The organism is Embleya sp. NPDC050493, from assembly GCF_044458105.1.
Lineage (GTDB): Bacteria > Actinomycetota > Actinomycetes > Streptomycetales > Streptomycetaceae > Embleya.
Window position 1 is genome coordinate 1 of record NZ_JBITHP010000040.1, and the last position, 11,767, is coordinate 11,767.

Sequence of the window (11,767 nt, forward strand, 5' to 3'; positions counted from 1 at the left end):
GCGGACACCCCGGGCGGGCGCGACGGATACCCGTACCGGTCCGCCGGACGCCCGCCGGCCCCACCGACGTCCGCACACGCGCGCCGGCCGCCCGCCCCCGCCCCACCGACGCCCGCACACGTCCGCCGGACGCCCGCGTACGTCCCACCGACCGCCGCGTCGGCCCCCCGGACCCCCGTGCGCCCCGACACCCCCGCCGGCCCGCACCTCGGCCCTCGCGGGCCGTTCGACGCGCCGTCCACCCACCGCACCGGAAGGACCCCGTGAACACCATCGACCCGTCCGTGGTCAGGGCCGTCTTCACCCTGGCCCACCCGACCCTCGTACCCGTCCTGGTGCAGCGGCTCGGCCTCGAACTGGCTCCGGCGCTGCGCCGGATGGCCACCGTGCCGACAGCGTTGGCCGCCGCGATATCGGCCTTGGGCAACCTCCCGTTGATCGCCGCGTACGAGGAGGGCGATCGCAGCGGGACGCGCGACAGGCGGCCGAGGCCGACCGCCGCGCCGGCGCTCCCGCTGCCCGCCTTCGCCGGACCCGTGGCCCCGACCCTGCCCGACCGGGCCGGTGCCGAGGACCCGGTTCGGCGGGCCGCCCGAGGCGATCTGACCGCCGCCGAAGTGGACGCGCTCCTCGATCTGGACGATCCGCACGTGGACGCCCGGCTGTTCGCCGGCTCGCTGCTGCCCGACACCGAACGTGCCCGGCTGCTGGCCGGAGTTCGCCGCGACGGCACCCGAGGCCCGGTGCCCGGCCCGCTCGTCGACCTGCTGTGGGACACCGAGTCGAGCCGCTGCGCCGGGTGGCTCACCGCGGGGATGACGTCGGGCGATCCCGAGGTGGCCCGGGTCGTGGTCAATCGGCTGCCGCTGCGCACCGAGGCCGGCCGATTGCGGGTGGTCGTCGGGGTGTGGACACGCCACGGGCCGGCCGAGGTCCGCCGGTTGCTGACCGAGGCGCAATTTCCCGCCGACACACGCGAACCGATCGAGGACGCCCTCGGGCGACCGGACGGCCTGGCCGTGCTCGGCGCGCGGCTGGCCGCCGAGGAGGACCCCGAACACGTCGTGGCGTTCCTGCGGGACGGCAACGACCGCGAACAGCGCGAGCGGGTCGACGCCGTCCTCGCCGACGGCGGCGCCATCCCGTGGGCACAGTTGCTCCGCTCGCACCGGGTCGCCGCGCTGCCGGACCGGCTGCACATCCGGCTCGCCGAAGCCCCGGACTGCCCGTACGACCTGCTGGTCGCCCTACTCGCCCAGGGCCTGCCGAGCTACGGTCGGGACGAACGGGTGTGGCTGCACGAGGCGTTGGTGCACGGCCGACTCTCCGGCGCCGACCTGATGCGGTACGCCCGCCCCGCCCCGGTGGTGTTGTCGATCCTGGCCGGCACCGACGACCGCACCTCGCCCGAGTGGTGGGCCTCGGGCGCGCCCAAGGCCGAGGCGAGCGCGCTGGTCGACGAATTCCTGGGCGCCGACGCCGACGCGTGGATCGTGGCGCTGCGCCTGTTCCCGGACTTCACCGGCACGATCGTGGAACTGCTGACCACCGCCCGGGCGGTGGTGGCCGATCGGCTCGGCTCAGCGGGCGAATGAGCCGCCGGCCGACGCGGGGGCCGAACCGGCGAACAGCGGGTCGGGCGCGTCGGCGCGGGCCGCTTCCGGGTCGTCGTCCGGGTCCTCGGGCCGGACTGCGCCGTGGCCCTCGTCCGGCCTGCCGCCGTCCGGCACGGCGCCCTCCCCGTCCGGCAGTCCGCCGAAGCCGAGCAGGTCCAGTTGCACGGGGCCGTCGGCGCGGCCGGTCGCTTCGGCGGCCGGCGTCCACGAGCCTCGGCAGGAGATCGGTGCGTCGTCGGCGCGCGCGTGACCGGGGTCGTCGTGGCGCCAGAGCGCGTGCGTCTCGGTCACCGCGACGCGGCGACCGCACACGCCGCAGGTGCCTCGTGGCCGATGCGTGTTCATGCCCCCATGATGTCCGATCGGGCGGACAACGGCCGGTTCGACCGCCTCGGGGCCGTTGCCGCCTCCGTGTGGTGCAACGCCCGCGTGGCCGGCGAGGTCGGGCGGCGGGAAAGTGGTGGGCACGGATCGGTCACATTCGCGGGCCGGGATCCGTCATTGGTGTGTCGGGCGGCAGCGAGCCGCCGGGGACGAGCCGACGACAACGAGCCGAACGGACCGGTAGCGGCACCCGGTGGCAGCGCCGCCGCGGGCCGGGGACACACCGCGTCCCGGCCGAGGTCGGCAGAACGCGAAATCGGAGCACACCATGACCGCCAAGACCTTCAAGAACGACATGTCGATGATGTACGCGTTCCACGACGCGCTTCGTCGGGAACTGGCGCAGATCGCCAGGATCACCGCCGAGGCGACCGACGACCCGCGTCAGGTCCTCCAGGCGGCGCTCGGCTGGGAGCTGTTCAAGCGCTACCTGCACGTCCACCACGGCGCCGAGGACGACGTGCTGTGGCCCGCGATCCGGTTGGCGGTCCGGGACCTGCCGGACGAGCTGGCCGTGATCGAGGCGATGGAGGCCGAACACGCCATCGTCGACCCCGGACTGAACGCCGTGGACGCGGCACTGGCCGACCGTGAATCCGGCCCGGAGCGGCTGGCCGCGATCGTCGAGCGCCTGGTCGGCGGCCTGGGCGGACACCTCCGGCACGAGGAGGACGAGGCCCTCGCGATCATCGACCGGCACGCCACGCCCGAACTGCTCCAGCGTTTCGGCGCCGAACACGCCATCCGGGTCGGCAACGACAGCCCCATGTACGTGCCGTGGTACCTGGACGGCGCGAGCGAGGACGTCGCTGCGACGGTGCTCGGCCGGCTGCCCGAACCGCTGCGCCAGGCGTACCGGGACGAGTGGCAGCCGGCCTACGCGGCGCTGGACCTGTGGGGCCCCAAGCAGGGTTCGACCGAGGTCTGAACGGCCCGGTCGGTCGGCGGCCGACCCCAGCCCGGGCGCCATCCGCCGGTCACCCGTGGACATCCGCGTCCCGGACGGGGACCCGCACCGAACGACCGGAGGCGGATCCGGATCGCGGGGTGATCCGGATCCGCACCGACGCTCGGTCGACGGTGAACGGGTCCGTGCGGGCGGACGGGTCTCGGCGCGGCGAGTCGGAGCCGCCGCAACACGGCGGCACCGGGCGGCCGTTGACCCCGGCTACCAGCCCACGCGGAAGTTCCGACCGGTCTGACCGCCCTCGATCGAGCGGCGGTACGCCATCGCGGCCGTCGCGACGTCGACCGGCGGGAAGCCCGGGAAGAACGAGTCGTACGCCTCCATCGACTCGGTGAACACCGTCGGGCTGACCGAGTTGATCCGCAACCCGCGCGGCAGTTCGATCGCGACGCCGCGCACGAACGCGTCTATGCCGCCGTTGGCCATCGAGGCCATCGAGCCGGTCGGGATCGCCTCGCCGGACAGGATGCCGGTGATCAACGTGAACGAACCGTTGTCCGCGACGAAGTCCAGCCCGCCCCGGACCAGTTCGACCTGACCGAGCAGCTTGTCCAGCGCCGCGCTCGTGACGTCGGCGTGCGTCAGCTCGCCGATCGTCTTGAACGGCACACCACCGGCCGCACACGCGACCGCATCCACCCGGCCGACCTGCGCGTACATCGCCGCCACCGAGTCGGGGTCGGTGATGTCCACCGCGACATCGGTCTTCCCGCTCCGGGAGGCGGTGATCACGTCGTGCCGTGCGGACAACAGCTCGGTGACCGCCGTACCCAGGACGCCGGTGGCGCCGACCACGAGGACCTTCACATCAACCTCCGCTGTGGATCGATATCGCGTTCGATCCTTGCCGGTTCGGCCGGGAGGGGCAACCGACGCGTCTTCGACGCCCTGCCGATTCCGCTCGGTATGTCGCTCGTCACCGTGTGCGTTGCCGCCGGGTCCCGTCCCCGGCATCCGCGCAGCCGCGTTTCCGAACCCCCGGGAGGGCTCAGGTCATTCGCCGCAGCCACTGCTCGACGCCGCTGATGTGCACCGTCGACCACGCGTGTGCCGCGCTCGCGTCCCGGCTCTCCAGCGCGTCCACGATCGCGTGGTGCTCGCGGATCGTGCGCTGCCACGAGTCGTCCTCGGTCAGACCGCGCCAGGTCCGCGCGCGCATGGTCGGGCCGGAGAGTGTCTCCAGCAGTGAGCACAACACCTGATTGCCGCCGAACACGGCGATCTGGTGATGGAAGCGCAGGTCCTGCTCGATCAGCGCGTCGTGCCCGGCATCCGGACTCGGCGGATCGGCCAGTGCGCGCAGCGTCGCGATGCCCTCGGCGTCGACCAGCTCGGCGGCCAGCGCGGTGGCCGCCGGCTCCAGGATCCGCCGGACCTGGAGGAAGTCGAGCACGCTCTTGTCGTGGTGGAAGTCGACCACGAACGAGATCGCGCCGAGCAGCAGAGTCGGCTCCAGGCTGGTCACGTAGGTACCGTCGCCCTGGCGCACATCCAGAATTCGGATCAGCGACAGCGCCTTGACCGCCTCGCGCAGCGAATTCCGGGACAGCCCGAGCCTGGCGGCCAGGTCGGCCTCCTTGGGCAGCTTCTCGCCCGGTTGCAGTTCCCCGGACACGATCATGCCCTTGATCTTGTCGATGGCCTCGTCTGTGACCGCCACGCCGCTGACCCCTCCGGAGATCCGATGACTCCCCAGTATGGCGGGCATCGGCGCACGGTGGCGGCTGTCGGTGAACGGCACGATGCGGGCGGGCCGCGCGGGGGTCTCCGGATCCGGATCCGAGGGGCGGCCCCTGGATCCGGGTCCGGGTCCGGGTCCGGGTCCGGATTCGGATGCGGATTCGGACCGGGCTCGGGCTCCGTTCCACGACCGCAAACCGGAGGCCGGGACGCCGGAACGCCGGAACGGAGTCAGCCCCCGTCCCGCCCCAGTGCCGCGATCTCGGCCGGGGAGGCGTTGCCGCCCGAGCACACGACAGCGATCCGCCGGCCCGTGAACTCGCTCGGGTGGGCCACTACGGCGGCCAGCGCGGCGGCGCCCGCGCCCTCGGCGAGCGTGTGTGCGTGCGTCGCGAGCAGGCGCTGTGCGTGCGCGATGTCGGCGTCCGAGACCAGCAGGAAGTCGGCGAGTCCGGACCGCAGCACGCGCTGCGGCAACTCGAACCCCCGGCCGGTGGCCAGGCCGTCCACCACCGTGGTGTTGGCGCGCGTGACGCACGCGCCGGCCCGCCACGAGTCGTGTGCGGCCGGCGCGGCGGTCGACTGCACGGCGATCACCCGGCAGCTCGGCGCGAGTTCGGCGGCGACCAGCACCGCACCGGCGGCCCCGGTACCGCTGCCCACCGGGACCAGCACCGCGTCCAGGTCGGGTTCGGCGGTGAGGATCTCCAGGTACGTCGTGCCCACCCCGGCCACCAGCGCGGCGGTGTCGCCGGGGCTGACCAGGAGCCGGCCCTCGGCGACCGCGTACGCCTCGGCCCGCGCCTGGGCGCCGGCCATGTCCGCGCCGTGCAGCAGTACCTCGGCGCCGAGCGCGCGCACCGCCCGCACCTTCGCCGGGTTCGCCTCGGCCGGCATCACCACCGTGCACGACGCGTCGAACGCGGCACACGCGTAGGCGATCGACTGCGCGTGGTTGCCCGTCGAGTAGGTGACCAGACCCCGGGCCCGCTCCGCCGGGCTCAGGCCGGCCAGCAGGGTCAGCCCGCCCCGGACCTTGAAGGCGCCGACCGGCTGGACGTTCTCGTGTTTGACGAATATGTGCGCGCCGGTGGCCGCGTCGAGGGCGGGATACGACCACATCGGGGTCGGCGGAAGGTGCCCGTCGAGGAACGCGCGGGCGGCCACGACGTCGGCGAAGGTGGGGTCGGTGGCGGTGGTGACGAGGTCGGCTTCCATGACGCCATCGTGGGGTGTGGGCATGCCATCGGTCCAACGGGGGTCCACCCGGGACGCCCCCGCGCTCGGGGTACGGCCGCGGCCGCGTCGGCCCGGAGGTGGACTCGGGACGGCCGTGGGCCGGGCGGGTCCGTGACATCCGCGGGTGGGTCCGTGACGTCCGGAGCTGCGGATGCCCGCGGACACGGCCGACGTGCCGGCGGGCGGGCCCCTCAGTCCCCGTGGATTCGGGCCAGGATCTGCGGATTGCTCACATGTACCGGGACGTTGTCCTCGTCGAACAGGCCGAGCCGGTGCAGCGCGCCGCCCTCGACCGGGATCACCGCGCCGGTCGTGTACGCGGACAGGTCGGAGATCAGGAACAGTACGGCCGCCGCCACGTCGGCCGGCGTCCCCCGCCGGCGCAGCGGTACGCCGCGGCCCGCGAGCGCCGGATCCTGCGCGACGGCGGTCGCCCGCGGCGTGGTGATCGAGCCGGCCGCGACGCCGTTGACCCGGATCCCGTACCGGCCCCACTCCAGGGCCAGCGTCCGGGTCAGCCCGAGTACCGCAGCCTTCGCCGTGCCGTAGCCCACGTGGTAGGGCGCCGCGACCACGCCGCCGGTGGAATTGATGGTCACGATCGAGCCGGGCGCCTCGTGGGCCACCAGGTGCCGGGCCACGGCCTGGGACAGCCACATCACGTGATGCAGGTTCAGATCCAGCGAGTGGTCCCACTGTTCGCGGTCGAAGTCGAGCGCGGGCGCCCAGTGCGGCAACAGGCTGCCGCCGACGACGTTGACCAGTCCGTACAACTCGCCCGGCGCGGCGGCGGCCCGCTCCACCACGGTCGCGACGCCGTCGGCGGTGGACACGTCCGCACACACCGTCAGCAGCGTGCCGGCCGGCCCGCCCAGGCCCGTCGGCTCGGCCAACTCGGTCTCGATCGCGGCCAGTCGCTCTGCGTCGCGATCCACGCCCAGCACGGTGGCCCCGGCTTCGAGCAGCCCGTGTGCGCAGGTCGTGCCGATCCCGCCGCCACCGGCGCCGGAAACGATCACCGTTCGGCCGGTCAACCTCATGCGTTCGGCTATCACCGCTGTACTCCCTGTGTGTTCGTGTCGTCACCGGGCGCCGGATCGCACCCCGGGCGTGTGTCGGCCGCGCCGGGCACCGCACGTGCGTCGGCCGCGCCCGGTGGATCGACTCCGGCACGGCGTGCCGCTTCCGCTTGCGTGCCGGTGCCGGTGCCGGTGCCCGCTCCGGTGTCGGGCGCACGTGTGCGTTGGCAGGTGTCAGCGGTCCGCAACCGTGGCAGTACCTCCCGGCCGAGGGCGGCGATCTGCTCGCGGGCCGCCTCGGCGGATATGCCGGGCACGTGGATTCGCAGGTTGAGGCACGTGGCGCCGATCTCCGCGCGCAGCGCCGCGAGTTCGTCGGCCAGCGCCGTGGCGTCCGAGTGGCAGACGAACCCCGTGCCGCGCCAGTGACGCAGTGCTGCCGCGGGGGAGTAGCCGCGGTACACGTGCAACTGCCGCTCGAACGCCTCGCGCGGCGGGTCGCCGAGCCACACCCGGCGGATCAGCACGCGCGGCCCGACGCCTCCGGCGTCGAGATAACGATCCGTCAGTTCGCGGAGCCGAGCGGCCTCGGAGCCGCCGTCGAAGAGGATCCCGGCACCGGCCTGTGCCGCCCGCCGCACCGCGCCCGGACTCATCGCCGCGCCGACCACCGGCACCGGTCGTGCGGCACACTCGAACAGGGCCCGGTCCCCGGCCAGTTCGCCCAACTCCGCGCCGCGCAGCAGCGCGGTCAACCGGGGCAGCGCCACCCGGAATCCGGCGGTCCGAGCCGCGAAGTCGAGCCCCATGACCCGGAAATCCAGCTCCAGGCCGCCGATCGCGACCCCGATGCCCACCCGGCCGGGATGCAGGGCGGCCAGCCAGGCCACCTCCTCGGCGAGCAGCGCAACCGGCCGCAACGGCAACAGCACGGGCGCCGCGGCGGCCCACCCGGACGGCATCCGGTCCAGCATCCAGCCCGCCACCTGGAGCGGATTGGGCAGGTAGCCGGCGAAACCGCCGTGGTGCTCACTGGTCATCACGCCGTCGAACCCGTGGGTCGCGGCCAGTACGGCCTGCCCGATCGCCTCCGCGGCCACGCCCGAGGCGTCGAGCCCGTCGTGCGGATAGATCCGCAGCGAGACCGACCCGGTCCCGAACGGCACCGCAGCCCGGATCGGCCCGGTCGATTCCACCGATACGGCGTCTTCCGCCTGATTCGCCGGTTTCGGGTATTCCGTCGGCACGCCTCCACATCCCCTCGATCGGGTGCCGGCGATCATGGCAGAGCGGTCGCGCCGATGAAACCACCAGGAGATGTGCTAGGCCCACCAGGATCCGCCGGACCCGGCCTGGCGGGGCCGACCGGGCGCGCGGCATGGAAAGGCCCGGCACCGGAGTTTTGGGAAACTCCGAGCCGGGCGTCGGACGCCGATGACGTCGTGGGTCTCGATGCCACCGGCGGACCGGGTGGCACTAGCCGGTGGTCGGCGCGTTCGTCCCCGAGTCGGAACCGGCAGAACCGGCGCGGGACGCGGAGCCGGATCCCGAGTCGGACCCTGAATCGCATTCGGACCCGGATCCCGACCCGGATGCGGGGCCCGACGCGGGTGCGGCGGCAGGGGGCGGCCCCGCGGCGGAGGCCGCATCCGACGTGGCCTCGGACCGCGGGCCGGGCAGTGTCGCGTCGGAGCGGCCTCGACGGGACCGGTGTTCCAGATAGCCGGCCAGGCCGAGCAGGGCCAGGCCGAGCAGGAGCGCGACCAGCGGTGCCACGACGCCGAGCAGCCAGAGTGCCTGGGCGCCGTCGGCGGCGGTGTCGGCCAGCTCCGCGCGCGAGGCCGGTGTCGTGGTCATCTTCAGCGACAACACCGGGAAGACCTCGGCCTGCGCGCCGGAGGCCGACACGGCGGTTGCGGTGACGCCCTGGGTGGACTCCAGGTCCACGGTCACGCCGGTCTCGGTGTCGACCCAGCCGGTGAGGTCCGTCGTCGCGGTGTAGGCCAGCGGGACCGGATCGGCCTGCCCGGCCAGTTCCAGGGGTCGACCCGGGAAGGCGACGCCGGCCAGACCCTGCACTGCCGCTCGCGGCATGGCCGGCGGCAGCGTACGCAGCGAGCCCGGGTCGGCCAGCGGGCCGCTGGTACGGATCGAGAAGACGTACGTCTCGCGGCCCGCGCGCCGCTCGGTGCGCACGTACGTGGCCGGGATGGTGGTCTGCGTCGGCGAATCCCAGTACGGATAGTTCTTCTTCTCGGGCTCCAACGGGAAGCCCGCGGTCAGGCCCCGATGCGGTTCGGCCGTCGCCCCCTTGGGAATCGGCCGGTCGAGCAGGGTCTTGCGGTCCACCGACCACCGTTTCTCGACCGTGGTGAGCACCTGCTTCTGCGGGCCGGACACCACGGTGCGGTCGTTCAGTACGACGGTCGCCCCGGACGTGCGCACCGCACGCACATGCCGGTCCACGGTGACCGGCAGGTCGCGCACGATGGCCCCGGGCAGGTTGCCCGCCTGCAACGCCTGCGCGTCCAACAGGGTCATGCCGCCGGCGAAGTGCATCGTGAAGTCGGCGTCGTCGGGCACCTGGTGCACGCCGGGCAGCACGACGAACCGGGTCACCGCGCTCGTCGCGACGAGCAACGTGGCGGCGGCGCCGAGATACCAGGACGTCTTTCTCATCAGAACAGCCTCCGCAGGTCGCCAGATGGCCCCGGGAGGGCCGGATGTCCTCCCGTCGCGTCGGCGCACGCGACCTGATGGCCCGTACCTCACCAGGATCGGCAGCGGATCGCGCCAGATACCACGATTTCCGTCCCAGCCCGACCCGTTGGTGGTATATCGGGCGCCGGCCCCGGCCTGCGCCGGTCCGCGATCCCGGAACCTCGTTGCTTCGCAAAGGCGTTCGCTCGTCGGAAGGGCGACGACCGGTCCAACCCCGTACGTCACAGCCCGCGTTGCGGCTCCCGTGCCACATCCCCATGCGTGTCGCCATGCATCTCGCCATGCACCTCGCCATGCAAGTACCTGGTCGCAGGCCCTTTTTGTGGTCACGGGCGAAAGATGCGCCGGCCTTGGTTGTGCTCATCGGGACAACGCGTAAGAGTGGTGGAAAGGCACATCGGCGCGATCCGGCTGTGGCACACGCTCCGGGACGCGAGCGGCCGGGCCGGCGCATTCTGTCCTCGCCAGGTCCCCTGACCCACCCGAACCCGGCGACACCGGGGGCCTGTCCGGCCTGCCCGTTCCATCCGGCTCATCCGGCCCGTCCGGCCCGGGGTTGATACGCCCTCACCCTAAGCCAATTCGCACACACTCTGAAGGCGCATCGTGCGCTGTACGGTTCCGCGACAACGAGCCGCCGGGACGGGACGCGGCGTCGGATGTCGTCCATGCCATGCCGATTCGAGCCACCGGGGGAGTCCGGTGGTTCTGGAGCATGCGTGGGCCCGAATCCGGGGCTCGTTTCGGCGTCGTGCCATTCGGCGCGGCGGGGTGGAAACAGAGACAGGGGTGCATGTGGCGAATGCCGATGTCGTGGCTCGCGCGCGAGTCATGCTGTTCGACGTCGACCGGGTGTCGGCGGAACGACTGGTCGGGATCTATCGCGTCCTGGGGGAGGTCGACGGACCCGAGCACTACGCCCGGCGGTTGGCCGTGGCGCTGCACACGACCGGGCACGTCTTCGGGCACCACGGGGCCGACATGGGCCTCACGCTCGGCCGGTTGACCGAGGCGATCCGGCTGTGCCGAGGCCTGGACCCGGCCGAACACCGGGACCGGGACGCGGTGTTGCGAGGCATCCTGGTCACCTACCAGTGGGCGCTGTACCGCTACGACCGGCGAGCCGAGGCGCTCGCCGTACGACACGAGATCCTCACCCTGGCCCGCGCCGGCGCCCGAACCCCTGCCCGCTCCGGTGATCGGTGGTCCCTCGCCGAGGCGCTTCTCGAAGTCGCCGTCGCACTGGTCGAGGACGGCCGCGACGACGAGGCCGAACCGCTGTTCGCCGAGGCCGTCGCGGTCACCGACGGCCTCGGCCGAGGGTACCTTCCGAACGCCGACCGACACTGGTACATCACCGCGCAGGCGGGCCGGCTTGCCACCCGCGGCCGATTCGCCGACGCGGCCGACGCGTACCGGCCGCTTCTGGAGACGACCCACGACGACCGCCAAGTCCCGATCCTGCTGTACGGCGCGCACCTGCTCGCCGCCGCGAATCGCCCCGCCGAGAGCGGGACGGTGCTGGCGCGCGCGGTCGAGGCGTATCGCACGCGCGCCGCGCACAGCCCCACCCGGGGCCTGCGGCACGACCTGCTCGCCCACCATCTCGCCGTTATCGGCGCGGCCGACGAACCGGACGACATCGCGCACGCCACCACGTCGGACCACTGGTCGCCGACCCGCCTGATCCGGCACACCGAGGCCGAACCCGCGCTCCGCGCAGCGCTCGACGCACCGACCACCACGCCCGCACAGCGCCTCGTGCTCGAACGCCGACTCAACGTCCGGGCGACCTTCGCGCCGATGTCCCGCACGGCCGCAGCCCGCCTGCTCCTGCCCGCGTACGCCAAGGCCGTCGAGCACGCCCGCGCGCTCGCGATCGCCGAACCGGCTGTGGCCAAGCCCCTGTTGGCGCGTGCCCTCACCGACCACGCCCTCCTCCTGGCCGCCGTCGGCCGCGCCCGCGACGGCATCCCCACCTTGGAGGAGGCAGCCGCCCTGCACAGCTGACGGCCGACGATTCGGGCCGGGGCGGGGCGGGGGGGGGGGCCCGCCCCGGGGGCGGGGGGGGGGGGGGGGGTGGGCGGGGGCAGGCGGGCGGGTTGGGCGGGGGCCGGGTGTGGGCGGCCCGCGGGTGTTAC

Annotated in this window: 10 protein-coding genes and 1 pseudogene; 3 read left to right on the forward strand and 8 right to left on the reverse strand. The window is 73.4% G+C overall.

The annotated features are described in order from the left end of the window. The first annotated feature begins 263 nt into the window (after nt 1-263). On the forward strand, nt 264-1,595 hold the full coding sequence (locus tag ACIBM5_RS42700) for a hypothetical protein (RefSeq protein ID WP_396012084.1): 1,332 nt from the start codon (nt 264-266) through the stop codon (nt 1,593-1,595). Here ACIBM5_RS42700 and ACIBM5_RS42705 read toward each other — a convergent pair. Beyond that, on the reverse strand, nt 1,581-1,961 hold the full coding sequence (locus ACIBM5_RS42705) for a hypothetical protein (RefSeq protein WP_396012085.1): 381 nt from the start codon (nt 1,959-1,961) through the stop codon (nt 1,581-1,583). The genes ACIBM5_RS42700 and ACIBM5_RS42705 overlap by 15 nt on opposite strands. A gap of 307 nt (nt 1,962-2,268) precedes the next feature. Here ACIBM5_RS42705 and ACIBM5_RS42710 point away from each other — a divergent pair, with 307 nt between their 5' ends. Continuing rightward, on the forward strand, nt 2,269-2,928 hold the full coding sequence (locus tag ACIBM5_RS42710; protein WP_396012086.1) for a hemerythrin domain-containing protein: 660 nt from the start codon (nt 2,269-2,271) through the stop codon (nt 2,926-2,928). Between the two features lie 240 nt (nt 2,929-3,168). Here ACIBM5_RS42710 and ACIBM5_RS42715 read toward each other — a convergent pair whose 3' ends face one another. From ACIBM5_RS42715 to ACIBM5_RS42745, 7 genes and pseudogenes are all read right to left on the reverse strand, one after another. Beyond that, a complete protein-coding gene (locus ACIBM5_RS42715) occupies nt 3,169-3,774 on the reverse strand; it encodes a short chain dehydrogenase (protein WP_396012087.1) in 606 nt (201 codons plus the stop codon). 181 nt (nt 3,775-3,955) lie between these two features. Next, nucleotides 3,956-4,330, reverse strand: coding sequence for a FadR/GntR family transcriptional regulator (locus ACIBM5_RS42720; RefSeq protein ID WP_396012137.1), 375 nt, complete (start codon nt 4,328-4,330; stop codon nt 3,956-3,958). After that, a pseudogene (locus ACIBM5_RS42725) lies at nt 4,303-4,627 on the reverse strand (FadR/GntR family transcriptional regulator); the annotation flags it as partial. The pseudogene ACIBM5_RS42725 and the gene ACIBM5_RS42720, both read right to left, overlap by 28 nt. A gap of 251 nt (nt 4,628-4,878) precedes the next feature. Then, nucleotides 4,879-5,865 (reverse strand): threonine/serine dehydratase, encoded by a 987-nt coding sequence (locus ACIBM5_RS42730; RefSeq protein WP_396012088.1) that lies wholly within the window; start codon nt 5,863-5,865, stop codon nt 4,879-4,881. Nucleotides 5,866-6,077: 212 nt separating this feature from the next. Continuing rightward, on the reverse strand, nt 6,078-6,926 hold the full coding sequence (locus tag ACIBM5_RS42735) for an SDR family NAD(P)-dependent oxidoreductase (RefSeq protein WP_396012089.1): 849 nt from the start codon (nt 6,924-6,926) through the stop codon (nt 6,078-6,080). Nucleotides 6,927-6,937: 11 nt separating this feature from the next. Continuing rightward, on the reverse strand, nt 6,938-8,101 hold the full coding sequence (locus ACIBM5_RS42740) for an LLM class flavin-dependent oxidoreductase (RefSeq protein ID WP_396012090.1): 1,164 nt from the start codon (nt 8,099-8,101) through the stop codon (nt 6,938-6,940). 280 nt (nt 8,102-8,381) lie between these two features. Further along, on the reverse strand, nt 8,382-9,584 hold the full coding sequence (locus ACIBM5_RS42745) for a porin PorA family protein (RefSeq protein WP_396012091.1): 1,203 nt from the start codon (nt 9,582-9,584) through the stop codon (nt 8,382-8,384). An 855-nt stretch (nt 9,585-10,439) separates the two neighbouring features. Between ACIBM5_RS42745 and ACIBM5_RS42750 the strand changes: the two genes are divergently transcribed. Beyond that, complete coding sequence (locus ACIBM5_RS42750; RefSeq protein ID WP_396012092.1) at nt 10,440-11,636, forward strand: hypothetical protein; 1,197 nt, start codon at nt 10,440-10,442, stop codon at nt 11,634-11,636. Nucleotides 11,637-11,767: the final 131 nt, after the last annotated feature.